The organism is Microtetraspora malaysiensis, from assembly GCF_001528665.1.
Taxonomy (GTDB): Bacteria; Actinomycetota; Actinomycetes; order Streptosporangiales; family Streptosporangiaceae; genus Microtetraspora_A; species Microtetraspora_A malaysiensis.
In genome coordinates this window covers 269,467-289,640 of record NZ_BBYJ01000024.1, presented here as the reverse complement: position 1 = coordinate 289,640, position 20,174 = coordinate 269,467, and the positions used below count along the sequence as shown (strand labels likewise).

The 20,174-nt window shown below is 71.9% G+C and carries 18 protein-coding genes; 4 read left to right on the top strand and 14 right to left on the bottom strand.

The features are described from left to right. Nucleotides 1-420, top strand: a 420-nt coding sequence (locus AWQ71_RS29725) for an HNH endonuclease signature motif containing protein (RefSeq protein WP_157570651.1), incomplete at its 5' end; no start/stop codon positions are given. Between the two features lie 432 nt (nt 421-852). On the opposite strand, the gene AWQ71_RS29720 is transcribed toward AWQ71_RS29725, so the two are convergent. Continuing rightward, complete coding sequence (locus tag AWQ71_RS29720; protein ID WP_067139060.1) at nt 853-1,263, bottom strand: VOC family protein; 411 nt, start codon at nt 1,261-1,263, stop codon at nt 853-855. Nucleotides 1,264-1,273: 10 nt separating this feature from the next. Beyond that, nucleotides 1,274-1,444 (bottom strand): DUF1801 domain-containing protein, encoded by a 171-nt coding sequence (locus tag AWQ71_RS43425; RefSeq protein ID WP_218002013.1) that lies wholly within the window; start codon nt 1,442-1,444, stop codon nt 1,274-1,276. 148 nt (nt 1,445-1,592) lie between these two features. Between AWQ71_RS43425 and AWQ71_RS29715 the strand changes: the two genes are divergently transcribed. Further along, on the top strand, nt 1,593-2,498 hold the full coding sequence (locus AWQ71_RS29715) for a LysR family transcriptional regulator (protein ID WP_067138966.1): 906 nt from the start codon (nt 1,593-1,595) through the stop codon (nt 2,496-2,498). A 237-nt stretch (nt 2,499-2,735) separates the two neighbouring features. On the opposite strand, the gene AWQ71_RS44485 is transcribed toward AWQ71_RS29715, so the two are convergent. Then, complete coding sequence (locus tag AWQ71_RS44485) at nt 2,736-3,074, bottom strand: TetR family transcriptional regulator C-terminal domain-containing protein (RefSeq protein WP_084259428.1); 339 nt, start codon at nt 3,072-3,074, stop codon at nt 2,736-2,738. A gap of 80 nt (nt 3,075-3,154) precedes the next feature. Next, nucleotides 3,155-5,065 carry an AfsR/SARP family transcriptional regulator gene (locus AWQ71_RS29710; RefSeq protein ID WP_169806665.1) on the bottom strand — a complete coding sequence of 637 codons (1,911 nt, stop codon included), beginning with the start codon at nt 5,063-5,065 and terminating at the stop codon, nt 3,155-3,157. Nucleotides 5,066-5,387: 322 nt separating this feature from the next. Between AWQ71_RS29710 and AWQ71_RS29705 the strand changes: the two genes are divergently transcribed. Both AWQ71_RS29705 and AWQ71_RS29700 read left to right on the top strand, forming a co-directional pair. Beyond that, a complete protein-coding gene (locus AWQ71_RS29705) occupies nt 5,388-6,230 on the top strand; it encodes an AfsR/SARP family transcriptional regulator (protein ID WP_067138961.1) in 843 nt (280 codons plus the stop codon). Beyond that, nucleotides 6,227-6,781, top strand: a complete 555-nt coding sequence (locus AWQ71_RS29700) for an RDD family protein (RefSeq protein WP_067138957.1) — start codon at nt 6,227-6,229, stop codon at nt 6,779-6,781. The genes AWQ71_RS29705 and AWQ71_RS29700 overlap by 4 nt, the downstream gene beginning before the upstream one ends. Here AWQ71_RS29700 and AWQ71_RS29695 read toward each other — a convergent pair. The 10 genes from AWQ71_RS29695 to AWQ71_RS29660 form a co-directional block, all read right to left on the bottom strand. Next, nucleotides 6,778-8,040: a M50 family metallopeptidase gene (locus AWQ71_RS29695; RefSeq protein ID WP_067138954.1), complete on the bottom strand. Its 1,263-nt coding sequence runs from the start codon at nt 8,038-8,040 to the stop codon at nt 6,778-6,780. The two genes, AWQ71_RS29700 and AWQ71_RS29695, sit on opposite strands and share 4 nt — an antisense overlap. After that, nucleotides 8,037-9,080, bottom strand: a complete 1,044-nt coding sequence (locus AWQ71_RS29690) for a lantibiotic dehydratase C-terminal domain-containing protein (RefSeq protein ID WP_067138951.1) — start codon at nt 9,078-9,080, stop codon at nt 8,037-8,039. The genes AWQ71_RS29695 and AWQ71_RS29690 overlap by 4 nt, the downstream gene beginning before the upstream one ends. Beyond that, a complete protein-coding gene (locus AWQ71_RS29685; protein ID WP_067138949.1) occupies nt 9,073-11,865 on the bottom strand; it encodes a lantibiotic dehydratase in 2,793 nt (930 codons plus the stop codon). Before AWQ71_RS29685 ends, AWQ71_RS29690 begins: the two co-directional genes overlap by 8 nt. Then, complete coding sequence (locus tag AWQ71_RS29680; protein WP_157570650.1) at nt 11,862-13,574, bottom strand: SagB family peptide dehydrogenase; 1,713 nt, start codon at nt 13,572-13,574, stop codon at nt 11,862-11,864. Before AWQ71_RS29680 ends, AWQ71_RS29685 begins: the two co-directional genes overlap by 4 nt. A 13-nt stretch (nt 13,575-13,587) precedes the next feature. Further along, nucleotides 13,588-15,531, bottom strand: a complete 1,944-nt coding sequence (locus AWQ71_RS29675; protein ID WP_067138943.1) for a TOMM precursor leader peptide-binding protein — start codon at nt 15,529-15,531, stop codon at nt 13,588-13,590. 313 nt (nt 15,532-15,844) lie between these two features. Then, the gene (locus tag AWQ71_RS40730) at nt 15,845-16,027 is read right to left on the bottom strand and encodes a hypothetical protein (RefSeq protein ID WP_084259434.1); all 183 of its coding nucleotides are present in this window, start codon (nt 16,025-16,027) and stop codon (nt 15,845-15,847) included. Nucleotides 16,028-16,071: 44 nt separating this feature from the next. After that, nucleotides 16,072-16,257, bottom strand: a complete 186-nt coding sequence (locus tag AWQ71_RS40725) for a thiazolylpeptide-type bacteriocin (protein WP_084259424.1) — start codon at nt 16,255-16,257, stop codon at nt 16,072-16,074. A gap of 10 nt (nt 16,258-16,267) precedes the next feature. Continuing rightward, nucleotides 16,268-18,331, bottom strand: a complete 2,064-nt coding sequence (locus tag AWQ71_RS29670) for a YcaO-like family protein (RefSeq protein ID WP_157570649.1) — start codon at nt 18,329-18,331, stop codon at nt 16,268-16,270. Between the two features lie 28 nt (nt 18,332-18,359). Continuing rightward, the gene (locus AWQ71_RS29665; RefSeq protein ID WP_067138938.1) at nt 18,360-19,196 is read right to left on the bottom strand and encodes an ABC transporter permease subunit; all 837 of its coding nucleotides are present in this window, start codon (nt 19,194-19,196) and stop codon (nt 18,360-18,362) included. After that, nucleotides 19,193-20,167: an ABC transporter ATP-binding protein gene (locus AWQ71_RS29660; protein WP_067138935.1), complete on the bottom strand. Its 975-nt coding sequence runs from the start codon at nt 20,165-20,167 to the stop codon at nt 19,193-19,195. Before AWQ71_RS29660 ends, AWQ71_RS29665 begins: the two co-directional genes overlap by 4 nt. Nucleotides 20,168-20,174: the final 7 nt, after the last annotated feature.

Genomic DNA, 20,174 nt, shown 5'->3' with positions numbered 1-20,174 from the left:
GAGCCGGCCTTTCTGGAGGACGGCACCCCGATCCCCGCGCAGGACGCGCGCAGGATGGCCTACACCGCCGAACTGAGGCGGGTGCTCCGCGACGCGGACGGGATCATGCGGGACTTCGGGCGGGCGCGCCGGCTGGCCTCGGCCGATCAGCGGGAAGCGATCCTGGCCATGTACCGGACCTGCTGCCGCGAAGGCTGCGACGTCCCCGCCTATCTGGCCGAGATCGACCACATCGAACCCTGGTACCCGACCGGCCGCACGAACTTGGACAACCTGGCGCCGTTGTGTGCGGCGGACAACAAGTGGAAGTCCCGCCACCCCGACCGGGTAGAGGTGATCGATCAAGGGGACGGGACCGTCTCAATGCGGTTCCACCGGTACTCCAAGCTCCGCCCCCGACGCTGGACCGACAGACAGTAACCAACCACCACTGAACAGCCATCCCGCGACCCGCGAACGGCGACCCGCGAACGGCGACCCGCGAACGGCGACTTGCGAACGGCGAACGGCGATCGGGTGAGCCGTGACCTACCAGCCGTGATCGGCGAGGTTGATCGCGGAGGCCACCTGGTAACCCGGCCCCTCCCACGGGCCGGTCCCGCTTCCGAGAGGAGTGGGACGCGGTGTCGACCTCGCCCATCAGAGTGTTACGGGGACCCGCCCTGCCCGACCGCACTCGCCGGCCATGCCACGCCGCCGCCCGCGATCATTCCTACCGGCGGCCTCAGCCGCTATGCGGACCATCGGGTTCTTCGGCTTGCCGCCGAGCACGCTCCCCTTCCCTATGGCGGCGCCGCCTGCCCGGCAGGGCCGTCAGGAGTTGACCAGGATCAGCCGCCGTGGCGACCCCTCCTACATGGACGATCGCCGGCCGGACGACTCTTCGGCGTCCTGTGGATACCAGCGCAGTTCGACGGTGTTGCCGTCCGGGTCCTGCACATAGATCGAGGTCGCGCTACCCCGTGCGCCGAACCGGCCCACAGGCCCCTCAAGGACGGTGAAGACGCCCGATTCAATGACCTCTTGCCAATCCAGCGGTTCCACGACCAAGCAGATATGGTCGACGTTCGACTCGCCCCGGGGGTGGTGGACCAGGTCGATGATGGTTTCCGGGGTGACCCTCGCAGAGGGGAATCCGACGTCGCCGGCGCGCCACTCGGCGACGCGTACCGGCTCCAGGCCGAGGAGCCCACAGTAGAACTCAAGCGAACGCTCGACGTCTCGGACGTTGAGCACCAGGTGATCGAAGGCTTTCACGCGCATGGTCTTCACTTCACTTCACTTCCAGTTCGTAGGCCTGACGCAGCCAGTCGGTGAAAAGGGCCGCGTCGATGTCGTCGACGGTATGGAGCTGCACGGAGGCCATCTGGCGGACGCCCGGCTGGTAGCGCAGGCGGACCACACCGGTGGCCGAGGTGGCCAGGGGCCCGGTGGTGCTGAACATAGGGGTGACTCCGTGCGTTGTGGTCGGGCCGGTTTTCGGGTTTCTCCCGCGGACCGGATGCCGCTCTCAACAATGCGCCATCCGTCGGCGGCCACCAAGCCACGATCGGGCTACGATCGTTTACTCAGATTCAACGGTGGAGCGGCCCATGCTGGAACGGCACGAGATCGAGACCTTCTTGACGCTCGCTGAGGAGCTTCATTTCGGCCGTACTGCCGAGCGTCTGCGGGTCACGACCGGACGGATCAGCCATGTGATCAAGAAGCTGGAACGCCGTATCGGGGCTCCGTTGTTCGAACGCACCAGCCGCGTCGTGCGTCTCACCTCGATCGGGCGGCAGCTGGCCGATGACCTGGCGCCGTTGGCGGCCCAGATGGACGAGGCGATCCGCAGGGCCGTCGACGCCGGCCGCGGCGTGGTCGGACGGCTGCGGGTCGCGTTCCTCGGCGAGTGGACCGCGCCGGTGCTGCTCGGGGCGGTCAGCCTGTTCACCGAGCGCCACCCGGACTGCGAGGTCGACGTTCACGAAGTGCAGCTGTTCAACTCGCGATCGAGCCTGCTCGACGGCTCCGTCGACATCCTCCTCGCCTCGTTTCCTTTCGACGGCATGGCCTGCGGCCCGGCCCTGCTGACGGAGGGCCGCGTACTGGCCGTCGCCGCCAGGCACCCGTTGGCCCGAGAGAAGTCGGTGTCTCTCGAAGTTCTCGCCGAACACCCCGTCGTGCAGTACCCGTCGATCACGTCGGCGGACTTCAAGCGCGACCGCACGCCCGACCACACCCCCTCGGGCAGACCCGTCCCGAAAGGGCCGGCGGGCAACACGTTCTCCGAGATGCTGTCCCTCGTCGCGATGGGCAAGGGCGTCCTCCCGGTGGGCGAGCACAGCAGGCGGTACTACCCCCGCCCGGATGTCGCGTACGTGCCGATCAGCGACGCGCCGCCGATCGAACGAGGATTGGTCTGGCCGGCGGGCAACACGACTGAGCGGGTGCGCGAGTTCGTGCAGGCCGCGACGGATGCCAACCGGGGGAGCGCGGCGCCGTCGGCATCATGAGCATGATCGGCTTACGTGTTCGCCGGCAGGATGCCAGGAGTTCGATCTCCTGGGTTCCGCCACATGGCGGAGGCCGCTTCCCACGATCAGGAAGTGGCCTTTCCGATGCGGTGATGTGGCGAAGTGCGGAACCGGCGCAGATCCCGGTCGGCCATCCGGCGGATCACGTTTCCGCTGTCGACAGGGCGGTTCTGAACGTCACCCTGCCGTGAGGAACTGCTCGGATGCCGCCTCGGGTCAGCCGGAGCCCTCTGAGATGAGGGCCGTCAGGTGGCGGTGGAGGATGGCGAGCATGCTGTCGGCGTTGAGGCTTGCGGGATGGAGCACGGCCTGGAGGGAAAGGCCGTCGAGGAGCGCGCAGAGGCGGCGGGCTTCCACCTCCACGTCGGCGTCGCGGGCCAGGCGGTCCGCGTGGCGTGCGCCTGTCGACCGGCAATCACGAGGACGTACCGTCCCAGAACGAAGGCGAGGTGCTCGGCGACGGTCAGGGCGAGTCGTCGGCTCCACCCGCCGCCCGGCTCCACCCGCTGCCCGGCAGCGCCAGGGTTCCCGCCCGGCGCGGCGGAGGGCCGGCATCGGCTACCGGATTCGGCTATCGGATTCATCCGCGGTGCTCCGACCTTCGGCGCTGCCTTCGGCCGAGGCCAGGGAGCGCGTCAGGCGCCGATGAGGTTGAGCAGCAAGGGCGCCCCGACGCCGAGAAGGTAGCAGTGGGCGGCCCGGCCGGCGCACTCCCAGCCGCCCTCGGGCCGGACGGCGTGCGCCCGTGCGAAAAGCCTGATCAGCTCGTGCATGCGATAGCGGTCGGGTGCGCCGCTCTCCAGAAGCCGGGCGCGGACCAGGGTGTCAAGGGAGGCTTGGACGTCGTCGGCATCCCGGTCCGCGAGCGCGGCGACGAGGGAGGCGGTCACTTCCGCGATGTCGAGCCGGCCGAGCAGCGTGAAGAGTTCGCCGGCTTCCGGGTGGTGGTCGAGTTCGTGGCCCGCGGCCAGGCTCTCCCGGACGGACAGGTCGCCGTGGCTCAGCTCGTCCAGCCTGGTACCGGCGTCGGCGAGTCGCGCGGCCAGTCGGGCCACCGGCCAGTGGGGGTTGTCGGCCAGGCGGGCGCCCGCGACCCGGACGGCGAGTGGCAGGCGGTCGCACAACTCCACCGTCCGCGCCGCCGCCTGAGGTTCGGCCCGCACCCGTTCGTGGCCGGCGCAGGCGGCGAGCAGGTCCGTCGCCTCGCGTTCGCTCAGCCGGTCCAGATGGAGACGCATGGTCGCGTCCAGGGTCGTGAGCCTGGAACGGCTGGTCACGAGGACGGCCGACGTCGACCCGCCCGGCAGCAGCGGCCGTACCTGGGAGGCGTCGACGGCGTTGTCGAGCACGATGAGCATTCGCCTGCCGGCCGTGTGGGTCCGGAACAGCGCGGCGGCCTCATCGAGGTGGCAGCCGGTCTCGGGCACGTTGAGGGACCGGAGAAATCTGGCGAGCACCTCGTCCGGGGTCAGCGGGGCGAGGCCCGGGGTCGTGCCGTGGAGGTCCGCGTAGAGCTGCCCGTCGGGATACGCCGAGGCGACGGCGTGCGCGGCGTGGACGGCCAGCCGCGACTTGCCGGCTCCGCACGGGCCGTCGATGGCGACGACCAGCCCGCGGCCGGCTCCCGGGGCGGACAGGAGGGCGCCCAGCCGGGCGAGCTCACCGCCTCTGCCGATGAAGGGTCCGGCGTCCGACGGCAGTTGCGCCGGCGCGTCGGCCGGAGAGGGAGCGCTCGTCGCCGCTCTACCCGGCGGGTCCTCGCCGGCCGGCGCGAGGGCCGTGGGCCGGCGGTCCCGCCCGGCGTCGAGTCCGGGATCCGCGGCGAGGATGCGCTGGTGAAGGTGGCGGACGGCCGGCCCCGGCTCGGTACCGATCTCGGCGATGAGGTGGAGGCGGAGGTCCTGGTACGCCAGGAGGGCGTCGCTGGTCCTGCCGTCCCGGTAGAGCGCGAGCATGAGCTGGCCCCACAGCCGTTCCCTGAGCGGGTTCTCGTGGAGCGCGCGGCGCAGCGGGCCGATCGTCTCCGAATGGCGTCCCAGCGCGATCCGGACCTCCATGAGGTCCTCCATCACCCGGAGGCGGTCTTCCGCCAGGATCCCCGCCCAGGCGTTCAGAGGTTCGGAGAGGGTGAGTCCCTGCAACACCTCTCCGCGCCACAGGTCCAGCGCCTGGCTGAAGGCGGCCTCGGCCGCGGCGATGTCGCCGCGGCGCAGAGCCTCGCTGCCCTGCCGGCTGAGCCGGTGGAAGAAGAGGATGTCGAGCTCGTCGGGTCGTACGGTGATCTGGTAGCCGTTGCCGGCCGTCTCGATGCGCGCTCCGCGGTGGTCGAGCGCCGCGATCATCCCTCTCAGCTGCCAGATGTACGTCTTCAGGTTGCCGCGGGCGGATTTCGGCGCCCGCTCGCCCCAGATGTAGTCGATGAGGAGCCCCGAGGCGACCGTGGTGTTGGGGCGGAGGAGGAGCGCGGCCAGGAGCTGGCGGTGTTTCGGACGCTTCAGGCAGAGCTCCCGCCCGGTGGCCGCCTTGACGACAAGGGGTCCCAGCAAGCCGAATTCCATGTCGCTTGTGCTCCGGAGTAGCGCTGACCAGGCGGGGAGTTCAGTCAAGTCGGTCCTACGAGCAGTAAAGAGCGTGATCAATGCCCCAATATTCGATCTCATGTGCGCGCTCGTAAAGGGTTGATCGCTAAAAATCAGGATGAACTCTGACAGTCTTCCCGGGTCCGCGTGATCAGGAGTTGCCAAGGGCTACCAGGCCACCTGGCGGCCCGGAGAAGGGACGAGTGCCGTCGTGGACCGGCGGTGGACCGGCGATATACCGCTTTCTGGTCAGGTAATGGACGATCACACAGCAGTAGGCGGAGGTCCGATGCCGAAGATCGAGTTTTGCGTTCTGGGGCCACTCCAACTCGGTGACGAGGGCCGGCGGGTGCACCTCAGGAGCTCGCGGCAGCAGGTCGTGCTCGCCGCGCTCCTACTGAGCGCGAACCGCATGGTGCCGGTCGAGTCGCTGATCACGGCCGTGTGGGACGACCACCCCCCGGACGGGGCGCGCCATCAGATCCACAACTGCGTCTGGATGCTCAGGCGCCGCCTGCGGGACATCGGCGTGGCGGAAGCCGAGATCACCGGATACCCGGCGGGGTACGCCATCCACCTCAGCGAGTGGCGCCTCGACGCCGCTGTCTTCGAACGGCGGCTCGGCGAGGCGCGCGGACTCGCCGCGATGGGGCAGGTGACGCTGGCCGCCGCCCGGCTGCGGTCGGCGCTGTCGCTGTGGCAGGGGCCCCCGCTGTCGGGGGTTCCCGGCCGGATCATGCAGCGGGAGGCGGTCCAGCTGACCGAGCGGAGGCTGTCCGCGCAGGAGGACTGGATCGATCTGGAGATCGCGCTCGGCAGGAGCGCCGAGGTGACCGCCGAGCTCTACCGCCTGATCGCCGAGCAGCCCTACCGGGAACGGCCGCGCGCCCAGTTGATGCTCGCGCTGCACCGGTCGGGACGGACGGCGGAGGCGCTGGCGACCTACCGCCAGACGCGGCGGCTGTACATCGACGAGCTGGGTCTTGAGCCGAGCCCCCTCCTGAAGGACCTGGAACAGGCGATTCTCCGGGGCGACCGGAGCCTGTGGCATACGTCCTCAGTCCAGCCGCCCCTGCGCCACGGAGCCCTCGGCGCCGGATATCCGCTCGACGCGCCGGGGGCGACGGCATGACGCCCCCGCGGGGTGGCCGGCTCGCCCGCCTCGCCCGGCGGGCCGGGGCGACCGCCGTCGATTACGCGGTCGTCTGCGCGCCACTCGCGCTCATCGGCCTCCTTCAGTCACGGCGCGTCCGCACCCCCCGCCCGTCGCCACGAGAAGGCGGGCCCGGCGGCGCGCGGGCCCGCCTTCTCGTGGCGGTCGCGGTGACCACGCCGCTCGCCTGCGGGCTCGCGGCGACCGAGGCGACGGGCGGCTCGCCCGGCAAACGCCTGCTCCGGCTCCAGGTGCGTACGCGCGACACGGACTCGCCGGTGCCGTACTCCGCCGCGCTGCTCAGAACCGTGCTGAAGACGGCGATCCCCTGGGAGATCGGGCATCAGGCGGTGTGGGATTTTCGCGGGACGTCCCAGACGCAGCGCAGGGGCGCCGTGCTGGCGGCGTGCGCGTACGCCGCGGTGGCCGCGCAGGCGGCGATGATCTGCACGGCGTCCGGCCGGACCTACGCGGACCTCCTCGCCGGCACGGTCGTCGTCGACGCCCCCGGAGGCGAGAACGGCTGCTAGCCCTTCGACCGCCGCCTGCGCAGGGCCCAGGTCAGGAAGGCGACGACGAGTATCCCCTCCGCGGCGAGAACGAGCGCGGCGGCCGTCGGGCCCCACAGGTCGGCGAGGGTACCGAACCACACCGTCACGAGCAGGACGAGCGCGGGGCCGAGGATCGCCGCCGACAGCCCCGTGTAGGCGGCGTAGATCCATCTCGCCCGGGACGGATAGTCGCGCACCCCGGCGGGCCCGCGGCGCACGAACGCCGCCGCGAAGCGGAAGGACTCCGACTGGAGACCGAGCGTCGATGTGGCGTGTTCGAGCATGTGGTAGCCGTCGAGCTGGAGCACCGGCAACAGGTTGACGAGGACGGTGACGGTTCCGAAGAGCAGGAGCGTGGCGGCCAGGTTGTGCGGCCAGCCGGAGTCAGGGCCCCACAGCCACAGCGCGCCGAAGGGCAGCAGGGCGACGAGGTTGACGTAGATCCCGGCGAAGGACGTCGCGACCCGGTGGCTCGTCCCGCGGAACGTGACGACGTCGTCGACCTTGCAGTAGGGCGCGATGAGCGGAAAGCGCCACATGAGGCCGATCTGCGTGGGCCGGCCTCCGTAGCGGTGACAGGCCACCCCGTGACCGAACTCGTGGAGGCCGATCATGGCCCACGAGATGAGGATGCCGAGCGCCGTCACCCACCACGGCGACCGCGCCTCCCGCAGGGAGGCGTAGAGCGCCGGCCAGTTCAGGGCGACGAGCGCGCAGACCACCAGACCGGACAGGGCGAGGGGTACCGCGATGATCGGCCGGAGGAGCCAGCCGAGGCGGCGCGCGACCGGGGGCACGAGGTCGTGCGCGCCGGGGATCGGCATGCGCCACAGCAAGGGGGAGCGGCCCTCGGACCTGCGCGCGAGCGCCGCCTTCTCCCTGATGCGATCCAGCAGGCCCGGGTCCGCGGGGTCGAGAAGGCCGCGAGAGGCCAGCAGGCCGAGCAGCTGCCGCCAGTGCTCGTCGCCGAGCCGCCGGCCGAACCGCGTGGCGTACTCGACGCCGATCTCGGCGAGGCTGCGCTCGCCGTCGAGGCAGGCCATGAGGAACGCCTCACGCGGGCCCACCTGGAGGTAGGCCTGCGTCTCGCCGTCGGCCACGAAGTGGACGGTGGCGGTCCCCTTGGTCAGGGCGGGCCCCACCCGAACGGTGTGCCTGAGCCGGGGGCGGGCGTCATCGAGCCATGCGGGGTTCTCTCCCGCCGGGGGAAGATGCGTGCCGTCTTCCGCGATCGTCACGCGGACCTCGCAAGGTGTGCCTCCGGCTCCAGCACCCGCTCGATGAGATAGGAGAGGTAGATCTCGTCCAGGATGGCCGCGCCGATGCGGTTGTTGGTCATGTGCACGTACGAGCTCAGCAGGATCGCGGCCAGATCCTCCCCGTCGGGCAGCGGCGCCGGCGCGCCGCCGTCGCGCGAGGGGAACAGCAGTTCGCCCCTGCCCGCGGCCGCCCGCACGCGGTCGCGCAGTTCCCGGCAGTGGGACAGCCAGGTCCGCTCGATGCCGGACGACTCAGAAATATCGCCGGTGCCGGCGAGCGACCGGATCCTGGCGACCCGCGCCGACAACGTGTCGCGGGTCAGCTCCAGGCTCTTGTCGAAGGAGTCGTGGTAGCCGTCCGAGGGCTCCTGGTACGACGTCTCCCAGAAGTCCCGGTACCGCCGGAAGAACCGGCGTACGGCGTCGTCGTCGCCGAGGAACGTGTACGCGGTCATCAGGCTCAGCTGCGTGGCCAGCCCGAGCAGCACCGGCCGCACGTGCGTGTTCGACGTGGCGAGCAGGTAGGCGACCATGTCGCTGGAATGCTCGAAATGCCACTCGGCGATCCGGATGCCGGCCGCGCCGCCGTAGCGGTCGTACTCGGGCTCGTACGGCAGCACCGCGACGCTGTTGTTCGGCCGGAACGGCATCCGGCCGCCCGCGCCGTACTCCTCGTTCCACCGCGCCTCGCCGTACTCAGCCAGGTACATCTTCTTGTAGAGGTCGGCCAGGCCCTCGGCGTCGTTCTCGTAGAGCGCGGGCCGGCGTCCGAGGAACTCCTCCACGGCGCCGACGGCCCGGCGCGTGACCTCCTCACGGACCGACGGCGACGCCGGTTTGAACCGGACCCGCAGGTGCGGCCCCTCCTGCCAGTACTTGATGAAGAACCAGCCGCTGATGAGGCCGTCCTTCCGGAGGCCCTCGACAAGGGGGCGAACGGCCTCGACCACGATCGGATTGGCGTCGCTGGCGTAGAAGACGTGCAGCGCCACCCATTCGTCACCGGTGCTGTCACCCATGCTGACCCCTTGCCGTGTCGTAGAGCTCGATGAGGAATTCGCCGACGTGAGGGCGCCCGTGCTCGTCGCGGAGCCAGAGCTCGTCGAGGTCGGGGCCGCACTCGGTCAGCACGATGCGCGACGACGCGCCCAGCGCCAACTGCTCGAACAGCCGCAGGGACATCCAACTGTCGAAGTCGACCGGCAGCGGCTTGCGCGACGTCTTGCGGTCGTTGCCGGGGCGGGCCGCCTCGGCGTCCTGGTCGGGGCCGCTCCTGCGCTCGGAGGTGTCGACCTGGGCGAACACCCGGTCGGGAAGCCCGTGCTCCCGCCGCCACCGCTGGACCTTCAACAGGTGCTCCGCGTCGCTGTGCCGCGGATCCCTGAACGGGAACGCGCTCGTGTTCAGTTTCCACATCCGGCGCTGGAGCACGAGGTCGCCGAGCACCAGGCGCGGGTACATCGTGATGCCCTCGGCGGGGACCGGCTGCCCGGTGCCGGCCCACAGGTCGATCTGCGCCATCCCGCCCGGCGCGAAGCACATCAGGACCTGCTGGACCTCCGGCAGCGCCATCGGCAGCAGGAAGCCCAGGTAGAGGGGGATCACCTCGCGGTCGAGCCGCCTGGACATCAGCCGTACCCGGTCGGCCCGCTCGTCGTGCACCATGACGATGTCGTCGAGGAGGATCTGCTCGTCGACCGGCCGGGCGCTGATGTCGCCGGGGCAGACGATCTCGTAGTCGGTGACGCTCGGATGGATGTTGAGGTTCGTCGTCTCGTAGCCGCCCCGCAGCTCGGCCAGCACGGCTCCCGGAGGCGTGTAGCGGCGGAGGGTCTCCGCGAGCAGCTCCCGCGCGCCCGCCCCGCCGGAGTCCAGGCCGTGCGCGAACCGGGAGAACATCAACGTCAGCCCCGAGTACGCCTGGTTGAGCACCAGCCTGCCCTCGTCCGGCCGGCCGGACGCGGACGCGAGCTGGACGAAGAACGACCACGGCTGGTCGAACCTGCGGTCGGCCGGCAGATGCCGCCGCACCTCGTCCACGAACGCGGGGCCCAGCCGGATCTCGTCCGTCCGGCCGGCGTCCGGCTGGAGGCCGCGCAGGTGCCGCGACGCCGCCTCGCGGGCCCGGTCCAGCGCGGTGAGTTCGGAGATCTTGAACCAGTTCTCCTGCGGGACGTAGTTGTTGCCCTCGTCGAAGGCGCGCCGGCGCATGGCGCGCTGGGCGTAGGGGGAGAAGAAGTCGCGCTGGAACTCGTGGCAGAACCGCTCCACGTCGTCGCATCGGCCGCCGGATCCGTATCGCGCCCGGAAGAACCCGGCGGCGGTCAGCCGGCGCGGAAGGCTCATGTCGAACGCGGGCAGGATGTCGGCGAGCGCGGCCAGGGACGGCAGCGCCCTGCTCTCCCACGCGCCGCGGTCGGTGGCCATGCCGTCGCCGGTGATCGTCGTGTCCTCGTAGATCAACGTACGCGGAACCAGCCGCTCCGGCGCGCCGACCAGGGCGAAGGCGTCCCGGACCCGCTCGCGGATCTCGGCCAGCAGTACGGCCCGCCCGCGTGCCGGAGTCGCGGGGTAGCGGGCGACGAGCTCACCTGCCTGCGTCAGCACCGCGGCGACCCGGCGCAGCGTCGGGTGGGACTGGGCGGCGAGACCGGTGGCGAACGCGGCCGCGGGGTCGTGTGACCGCAGGTCGATCTGGAGGTCCGGCGCGAGCAGCAGTCCGAGCCGGAGCAGATGCCCGAGCAGCCGGTCGGCCGCCTCGACGGTCCGGTCCTCCGCCGCCGAGGCCACGCGTTCCGAGAGTTCGCGCAGGGTGAGCCGGGCGTGCCTGGCGATCGTGACGACGTCGTTCAGCGCCGGCCCGCTCGGCAGGAAGAACAGATCCTCGTGGACGCCGTCGATCGTGACGACCGCGTCCGGATCGGTTCCGGCGGTGGTCCTGCGCCGGACGTAACGCGCGGTCTCGTCGTCGATGCTGGCGCCGGGCGCGAGCGTGACCGTGATCTCGGAACGCACCAGAGGATCCGCGAGGATGACGGCCGACAGCCGGGCGAGCACCGCGACGTTGAGCCGCACGGTGGAACGCTGCCGAAGCGACGCGGGCTCGGGCGCCGGACGGGGCGAGTCCGGAGTGAACCGCCCGAGGCCGACCGAGGTGAGCGTGCTGAAGGGGCTCGTCTTCAGCGCGGCGCGGTAGAGGAGTTCGAGGAGTGTCCCCTCGATCTGCCGCCCGTCCTTGTCCAGCTTCCTGGCCGGATCCAGGTAGCGGTCCATGCTCCGTTCGAGGACCTCCGACTGCAGCAGCACCGCGCAGCGCAGCGCGTCGTCGGACAGTACGGTCCGGGCCCGGACGCGGGCGGCGGCGATGTCCGCGGCGAGGATCTCCCCGCCCTCGGCCACCACGCCGTCGAGCGATGCCATGGCCCGGCGCCAGTCCGCGAGCAGTGCGGCGGCGGACGGCGTGAGCGCGGGATCCGCCTTGGCCAGCGTGGCCGGGCGGGGGCGCCGGGCGTTGAACACGTCCCGGCGCAGGTTGATCAGAGCGACCCGGCTCGGGTCGCCGCCGCCGAGTGCGGCGACGGCCTTCTCGATCTCCTCCCGGAGCCTCGCCCCGGCCGCGTCCCTGGCCGCCTCCCGCTCGAAGACGCGCCGGGTCCACTCCACGGCGCCGCCCGTACGCAGCGTGGTGACGACGTCGGCGGGCCGGCCGGCGACCCTGAGCAGGAAGGCCTCGCCGAGCCGCCAGCGGCCCGCGTCCTCCCCGGCGCCGAATCCCGCCGCCGGATGGACGAGGAGGTCCGTCATCGCATGCTCCCTTCTCCCGCCGCGCCTGGTTTCCCGTGGCCGTCGAATCGGTACAGGCTGTGGTCGTAGCCGAGCCGCGGGGCGCGCTCGTGGCCGAGAAGCATGAAGATCATGCTTCTCTCGCCGGATCCCTCGATGCCCAGCAGCTCGTCGACTCCGATGTTGTCGAGCCCGAGCACCGCGCCGACGCCGAGACCGCGCGCGGTGGCCGCGAGGTAGGCCGTCTGGGCCGCCTGGCCCACCTCGATGCTGAGCATCCGGTAACCGGGCGCGCCGTACGCCTCCACCAGCGCGTCCAGCCGCCCGGTGACGACGACGACCGCGGCGACCTCCTGGAGGCTGTAGTTGGTGAGCGCGTAGAGCTGCTGCAGCCGGCCGACGTCCAGCGTGGCGCCGGCGATCAGGCCGCCCCGCGCGGCGTCATATCTGTAGACCCGGCGTTCCAGTCCCGCGACGCTGTTGGACAGGACCCACTGCCCGGTCCACGCGTGCTCGCGGGGGGCGGGCGCGACGTCCGTCCCGGTGCGGCCCGCCTCGGCGACCGACGACAGCACCCAGCCCAGGTCGCGGGCGTCGAGCGGCGGCCGGGCGCTGAACAGGCCGAAGCTCGTCCGCCGGCTGCGCAGGCTGTTCCCGACGTCGAGATCGGCGGCCTCCGGCGCGGGACCGGGAAGCGTCAGCAGAGCGTCTCCCGACGCGATCTCCGGCAGAGCCACCGCCCCGGCCCGCGCCGCCTCAGGGCCCGGGCGTGGCCGGTCGCCCACGAGGGCCGCCGCGTGGACCCGGCTGACCAGTTCGAACGAGCGCACCCGGCTGGACTGCTCCCACACGCGGTGCGCCGCTCCGGCGTCGACCCGGGCCGCCTCACCCGCCCCCGAGGTCGGGTTCGCGGACAGGTTCGCGGTCGTGCGGCCGAGCGGGACGACGACGAACGGCGCCTCGTCGTGCCCGTCCACGTCCAGCACGCCGCCGACGGCCGCCTCGTCGAACCACAGGACCGGTTCGAGCGGCGTGTCGTGGGCGGCCAGCACCAGCCGCCACGAGGCCAGCAGCGCGCCCACGTCCTGCGTGACCACGTGATAGCTGAACGAGTTGTACTTGAAGGCGTTCTTCCAGAAGCGCAGCGTCACCACCGCGTACAGCTCCGCCCGCACTCCGGTGGCGGCCGCGATCGCGCCGCACCGGTCACCGGTCGAGAGCCGGTCGAGGCTGTGGTGCGCGGTGTCGTAGTGGTACACCCCCGGCGGGAGCGGCCCGGAGCGGCCGGCCACCAGATAGCTCTCGGCCGGGTACATGCCGCCGCCGGACGCCGTGGGCCGCGCCCAGACCGCCTGGTCCGACCGGATCTTGGCGTGGCTGTCGTCGTTCCAGTTGGGTGTGGTCCGGCGGCCGGTCACCCCGTAGCAGCCCAGCATCGAGGCGAGGACGCCGAGGTCCGGCACGCCCGGGGCGTCCGCCCGCGGCGACCTCGCGGCCCGCAGGGCGGCGCCGACCCCCACCGGCGGCATCGAACGGAACGGCTCAGGCAGCGGCGTCTTGACGGTGTCCGTGTACAGCTTGTGCCGGGACGGCTGGTCGGCCCAATCCACCTGGAACCCCAGAGGCGGCAGCGGCAGGTGCTGCCGCTCGAACATGCGTCGCGCGTAGTCCAATGCGATCTCCGCGCCGCTCTGCGGCCCCTGATCGCGAAGGCGGGGCGGCGTACTCACCAGGGCTCAACTCCTACGGGAAGGGGTGCGGGACGAGATGCAGCTGTTCCGGCCGCAGGGGGTGAGGCGTCAGCCCGGCCCGATAGGGCGCCCACAGGGTCCGGGGCATCGACAACACACGCTGCCTGCGCCACCCGAAGTCGATCGGGACGAGCCCGGGAACGAGCGCGGCGACGGTGTGCAGCCCCATCGACCGCTGTTCCGGCGTGGTCTGGTCGACCGCCACGGTGTCGAACCCGGCCTCGGCGAGCACGCCGACGATCTCCCCGGCGGTCCGGGCGAGATCGGTGACCGGCCCGCGCCCGGCGGTCCAGTCGGCGAAGGCGTCGTCGAGGGGGGTGCGGCGGGTCTGGCGCAGCCAGTGTTCGGCGTGCCGCACCATCTCCGGCATCCCGAACAGCTGCGCGTGGTGCTCCAGCTCGCCGACGTGGTCATAGTCGGTGACCATGAGCTCGACGTGTTCGCGGGACGCCGCCACCCGGTCGGGGAACCCGGTCACGTAGGACGCCACCTCGCACACGGCGGCCCGTACGGCGTCGGCCGGGTCGGGCGACGCGCCGCCCGCGAAGCACAGGCTCCCCAGCCCGCCGTCCCGCCGTACGGCGACCGCTCCCACGGCCGGCACGGGCACGTCGACGCGGACGTCGAAGCAGCGCAGGTCATAGCCTTGCAGGTCGACGTGCGCGCGCATCTGCTGGACCAGGGGGTGGTCCACCGTGTCGAGGTCGATCTCCGGAGGCGTGATCCCCGAGTACCAGCTGATCAGGAAGGCGTCGCGTTCGATGAGCTCGAGCAGGCCGTGCAGCACCGCCTCGGTGACCGAGCTTCCCGACGCGCAGCCGTTGGAGCACTCCTGGACGGTGTTCCGGTGGCCGGCGCGGTGGTCCAGGTAGTACACGAGCTGTTCGGGCACCAGGACGGCCCGGTCGTCACGCAGCGACCACCCCCAGACCCAGGGCACGGAAGGGTTCTCCTGCCATGGCACGTACTTGTCGGTGTGGGTCCGGTAGAAGGCCGGGTCGTAGAGTCCGCACTGCTCCATGGAGACGTACGGGACGTCGAGCTCGGTCACCGCGGCCCACCGTGCCACCTCGACGCCGCGGGCGCGCTGGCCCGCGTCGCGTTCGAGTCCCTCCAGCACGCCGAGCAGCTCGCTGCGGCCGTAACTCTCCGCGTGCCCGCTCCAGTACATCTCGTGCAGGCCGTACTTGCTGCGGGCCAGGAACCGGCCGGTGACGGGAGCGGTGGCGGTGGCGTGATAGACGCGCAGCGGCGGCCGGCCCAGCATCCCGCACACCGGATTGGCGAGGGCGTCCATCGGCAGGCGGAGGTCCTCGGGCGCCCGTGATCGCGTCGCGCCGGGACGCGCGGCCGGTGTGGGGGCGAGCCGGATCCGCGCCTTCTCCGCGGTGTCCGGCTCGGGCGCCGAGCACTCGCAGGACGAGTCCTTGATCAGGCTGAAGCGGTCGATCCGGGCGGTGAGCGTGTCGATCTCCCACACGGGCTGGGTCGGCGCGTCGTCGTCGGCGTGCCGCGCGGCCGTCTCGACCAGCGCGGCCACGATCGAGATCACATGCGGGGACGGTGGGGTGACCTCCGAGCGGACGACGCCGTGCGGCTCGTCGAGGATCCGCCGCTCCAGCATGGGTCTGCACCCCGTCCAGCGCCGGTCGAGGCATTGAGGACACGGGCCGCCGCCTCCCGGCGTGGCGGCCACGATGATCGTCCCGTCGTGGCGCCGGACGCTGACCGAGGGCGCGCGGTCCCGCGCGTGCCCCGCGATCGTGAAGTGATCGGTGTCGCCGGGAACCCCGAGCGTGGCGACGTCCACCGCGCCGCGGCGGCCGGCCGCCGACCCGGAGAGGACCGACGCGATCCGTTCCCCGAGCACGGCGGCGGCCGGTCGCGCGGGCGTCGCCGTCGGCGGGGCGGTGGTCTCCTCTGTCAATCTCGTCAAGGAACGCGGACCTTCCGTGCGGGCTGGCTACGGGGCTGAGTGACTGCTGCGGGCCAGGGCCCTTGGCCCGCAGGGTTCAGTTGTGGATCAGCCGCAGCTGGACGTGCTGGTGCTGGTCGAGCAGCAGCTGGACGTGCTGCACGAGCAGCAGCTGGAACAGCTGCACGACGAGCTGGTGGCAGCCATGTCCATCGACGGGTCGATGTTGTCGACCACCTCGAAGGTGGCCGCCTCGAGCTCGAGCAGCTCGAGGCCGAGCGTCTTGCTCATCCTGTGCCTTCCTGATCTGATGCCGACTGGACGAATGCGGGGTCTAGCCGCCGCCGCATCCCGTGCTGGTGCTGGTCGAGCAGCAGCTGGACGTGCTGCACGAGCAGCAGCTGGAGCAGCTGCACGACGAGCTGCACCAACCGGCGGCGTCCTGCCCGACATCGCCGATGTCGGCGATCTCGAACGTCGCGGTCTCAAGGGCGAGCAGTTCATCTCGGAGAGCCATGGTCATTCACCTCCTTTCCATGGATTCCGTCTCAGGCCGTCCAGTCAGCTGGTGCTGCCGCAGCTGCTGCTCGTGCAACTGCAGCAACTCGAGGTGCTGCACGACGAGCAACTGGACGTGCTGGTGCTGGAACTGCACCAATCGACGGCGTCGCGGCCGAGGTCGGGGATGTCCTCGACCTCGAACGTGACGGTTTCGAGAGCGACCAGCTCTCGGGCCAGCTCGGACATGGAACCCTCCTCACTGCGGCGAGCGCTGCCTGAACAGCAGGACTCTGGTGACAGTCGTGACCCCGGCCAGGTCGGGCGGGGTGAGGTCGACGGCGGCGGCCCGCATGCCCGCGGCGCGCAGCCGGGCGACGACAGTGTCGTGATCGACGGCTTCGGACAGCGCGGACGGGTCGTCCCCGCCGTCCCGCCGTCCCGACAGGGTGAAACCGTCGAGAGCGGGAGCCGCGGGCAGGCACGGGCCGGTCGTCCAGCCCGTCGGGGACCCGGCGATCTGGCGTGCGCCCGCGACGGCGAGCAACGCGTGCTCCGCCGCGTCGAGCCACGTGCGGCCCGCCCGGGCGACGAGTTCCGTGCCCGCGCCGTCCCGCACAACCACGATCGCGACCGGCACGACACCGCGAGCCAGGTGGAACGCGACCGAGCGGCCGTCCTCGCGCACCGCCCGCGCGAGCATGGCCAGGCGCTTGAGCTGCTGCGGATCGCCGTCGACCGCCGACAGGTCGTCCACCGGGACGGCCCGGATGTCGTCTCTCGCGACCGCCGCGATCGTGTACGCGCCCACCGCCCCGAGCAGCGCCCTGGACAGGGCCGTCTCCGGGGTGCTCCCGGCCGCCACTCCGACGAGATCAGGCTCGAACCGGGCGTCCTTGCGATCCCAGGGGCCCGCGAGAACGGCGGCACGGGGAACGGCGAGCGAACCCGAGCCGGCCAGGTCCGTCGCCGCCACCAGAGGGTCGCGGGGGAGCGGGGCGCCGCCCAGCCAGCTCTGCAACCGGCCGGCCTCGACGACCTCGGCGTCCGGCCGGGCCGGAGCGAGGAGGCCGCCGCATCGGCGCTGCGCGTTGACGGCGTACCGCAGCGCCGCCTCTTCGAGGGCCGCCACCCTGGCCTCGAGCAGAGTCTCCGAACCGAACGCGACGATCGGCGCGGGGTCGGCGGCCGGCGCGACCAGCGCGGAGACCTTGACGGGGACCTGGGAGAGGGCGTCGTCGTCGAACCCGCGCATGATGCCGACCGTGTCGGCGACCACGTGCGCGAAACGCTGGTAGGCGCGCTCGACCGGGGACACGTCGGCGCCGTCCGGCTCGTCGCGGGGAACCCGGGCCGCCGGCGCCTGAGGCGAGGCGGGATGGGCGACGACGTGCTCGATCCCGACGGTCAGGCGATCGGGATCGACGACCACGACGGCGTCGGCGATGTCGGAGGCGATGCTTTCGGTGAGCGCCTTGAACACCTCGAAACCGGCGATGCTGACGGCGATGGACACCGCGGCGCCGGGGAGCGCCGCCGGCGGGGCGGCCGCGGCGGCGCCCGCCACCGCCGCCTGCCACACGTCCGCGCTGCCCGGAATCGCGTTGTCGCTCATGCGCAGCACGGCCGAATAGACGCACGCGCCTTCGCGGTCCCCGCGCTGCCACGGACCGAGGACCAGGCGGTCTCCGACGCGTACCAGAGGGACGAACGCCGCCCCCGTCGCGCGGGCGCGGTCGGCCAGGCCGAAGAGCGCGGACGACGGTCGATCCGCGGCGATCAGGCACACGACGTCGGCGCCGCTCGGGGCCACGGCGGAGACGTCGCCGGCCGTGTCGGTCAGGACCGCGCCCCCGGGGGCGCTGCCGACACCGTTGGCGGTCAACGCGTCCGCCAGCGCCGTCGCGTGGGCCGGATCCTCGCAGACCACCAGAACCCGCGCGGTCGCGGCGCGGAGGAAGCCCGTGCCGTCGTCGCCGTGGTGTTCGAGCAGGGCGATCTGACCGGAGAACCGGGCCCGGAGCTCGGGATCCACGTCGGCGCCGCCCTCGGGCACGTCGGTGATGACCCCGCGGGAGGCCAGCGTGACGATCAGCGACCTGACGCTGTCCGCGTGCGCCGGGGGCAGCCCGGCCAGGAGGTCGCTCAGCCGCGTGGAGCCGTCGAGATGCGGCAGCAACGCCGACAGGTAGCGGTAGGCCCCCGCGCCCCTGATGACGAAGCCGTCACCGTGCCCGCGAACGTACACACCGTCCCGGGTCTCGAGGAACGCCATGTCGGTACGCATCCGCGGACGGACGACTGCGGGGATCTGGGTTGTCAAGACGGCCTCCCGGATGAGGTACTCGGCGTCACGTGATGTCACGGCGGCGGATCAGGACGGTCGCGACCGCGATTCCGGCGGCGGTGTAGGCGAGCAGCACGGCGCAGGCGACCGGCCCGCTCACGTACGCCGCCACTCCCACGGCTCCCCCCTCGCTCAGGGAGGGCACGCCCAGGGCGGCGACCAGGGAGCCGCTGGTGGGTCCCAGCAGGATCACGCGCACGGGTTCCAGCGCCGGAACGACCCCGGCGAGGCCGGACAGCGCGTTCTCCAGGCCGAGCGTCCACACGAGCCCCACGGCGAGGGCCGTGCCGACGCCCCGGAAGATCACCCCCAGCGCGGCGCCGAGGCTCAGCCAGGCCACGGAGATGAACACCGCGACGCCGAGCGACGCGGCGACCGCGGAGACGGCCGGCCAGGTGAGCGGCCGCCCCTCGACCGACGCGATCACGACGGAGGTCACCATCGACGCCGCGAGCGCCGCGGCCGCGATGACGACCACCGCGGCGGCGCCCACCAGGACCTTCGCGATGACGACCTGGGCTCTGCCGGGCCCCTGGGACAACCGGGCCGGCCACGTCCCCCAGCGGTATTCCGCACCGGTGACGAGCACACCGAGAATCAGCATGATCGCCCCGCCGAACATGGGATAGCTGCCGACCGCGGTGGTGTGGGCGGCGGAGGGCAGCAGCATCTCCAGCAGCGCGGCCCGGTCCGCCGTCTTCGCCGGGTCGAGCGTGGCGTACACGATGTAGGGGACGCCGAAGCCGAAACCCACCACCAGCACGATCCAGGTGCAGCCCACCACGAACGGCGCCAGGCGCCTGCGCAGCAGAAGCGCCTCGGAGGCCAGTGCGTTCCTCATGTGCCGCTCCCCGCTGAGTGGTCTCCGGTGAGCGCGAAGAACACGTCCTCGAGCGACCGGCGCTCACGCCGTACCTCGTGGATCTCGACTCCCGCCTCCACCAGCGCCCGGACCAGCCCGGGGACGCCGTCCCCGTCCAGCTCCAGCCGCACGTGCGGATCGCCGGCGTCTCCGGCCCGGACGGCTTTCGACCAGGCGTCGTTCGACTTCAGGACTTTCTCCGCCAGGTCCATCGGCCGGGCCCGGACGATGACGGACCTCGACCCGGACCGCGACAGCAGCGCCGAGACCGAGTCCTCCGCCACGACCGCACCCTTGTCCAGCACCACGACGCGGTCGCAGACGTGCTGGATCTCGCCGAGCAGGTGGGACGAGAGCAGAACGGTGGCCGAGCCGGCCAGGTCGCGGATCAGCGAGCGCATGGAGGCCGTGCCCTCGGGGTCGAGGCCGTTCGTCGGCTCGTCCAGGATGAGCAGCGACGGGTCGCCGAGCAGCGCGCCCGCGACACCCAGGCGCTGCCTCATGCCGAGGGAGTAACCGGTGACGCGGCGGTCGGCGGCGCCGTCCAGGTCCACGGCCCGCAGCACCCGGACGACCTCCGCGTCGGGCAGCCCGCGCGCCCGGGCGAGCACCTGCAGGTTCACGCGCCCCGACAGGTGCGGCACGAACGCCGGCGACTCGATCAGCGCGCCGATGCTGCGCAGCGTCCGCGGGTCACCCGGCGGCCGGCCGAGGACCTGGACGGTGCCCGCGTCGCTCCGGACGAGACCGACCAGGATCCGCATCAGGGTCGTCTTCCCCGCGCCGTTCGGGCCGAGGAGACCGTAGACCTGTCCGGGATCGATCCGCAGAGTCACTCCGCGCACCGCCCGGACCGTGCCGAACGTCTTCGTCACGCTCTGGAGCTCGACGACCGGCGGGGTGGCCCCGATGGAGTCAGGCCCCGAGGCGACCTCCTGGTGAAGCGTCATGGTCGCC

Coding starts and splice junctions, on each gene's coding strand:
- AWQ71_RS29720 (WP_067139060.1), bottom strand. CDS start 1,263: ATGCGCGTGAAAGCCTTCGATCACCTGGTGCTCAACGTCCGAGACGTC.
- AWQ71_RS43425 (WP_218002013.1), bottom strand. CDS start 1,444: ATGTTCAGCACCACCGGGCCCCTGGCCACCTCGGCCACCGGTGTGGTC.
- AWQ71_RS29715 (WP_067138966.1), top strand. CDS start 1,593: ATGCTGGAACGGCACGAGATCGAGACCTTCTTGACGCTCGCTGAGGAG.
- AWQ71_RS44485 (WP_084259428.1), bottom strand. CDS start 3,074: ATGCCGGCCCTCCGCCGCGCCGGGCGGGAACCCTGGCGCTGCCGGGCA.
- AWQ71_RS29705 (WP_067138961.1), top strand. CDS start 5,388: ATGCCGAAGATCGAGTTTTGCGTTCTGGGGCCACTCCAACTCGGTGAC.
- AWQ71_RS29700 (WP_067138957.1), top strand. CDS start 6,227: ATGACGCCCCCGCGGGGTGGCCGGCTCGCCCGCCTCGCCCGGCGGGCC.
- AWQ71_RS29690 (WP_067138951.1), bottom strand. CDS start 9,080: ATGGGTGACAGCACCGGTGACGAATGGGTGGCGCTGCACGTCTTCTAC.
- AWQ71_RS29685 (WP_067138949.1), bottom strand. CDS start 11,865: ATGACGGACCTCCTCGTCCATCCGGCGGCGGGATTCGGCGCCGGGGAG.
- AWQ71_RS40730 (WP_084259434.1), bottom strand. CDS start 16,027: ATGGCTCTCCGAGATGAACTGCTCGCCCTTGAGACCGCGACGTTCGAG.
- AWQ71_RS40725 (WP_084259424.1), bottom strand. CDS start 16,257: ATGTCCGAGCTGGCCCGAGAGCTGGTCGCTCTCGAAACCGTCACGTTC.
- AWQ71_RS29665 (WP_067138938.1), bottom strand. CDS start 19,196: ATGAGGAACGCACTGGCCTCCGAGGCGCTTCTGCTGCGCAGGCGCCTG.
- AWQ71_RS29660 (WP_067138935.1), bottom strand. CDS start 20,167: ATGACGCTTCACCAGGAGGTCGCCTCGGGGCCTGACTCCATCGGGGCC.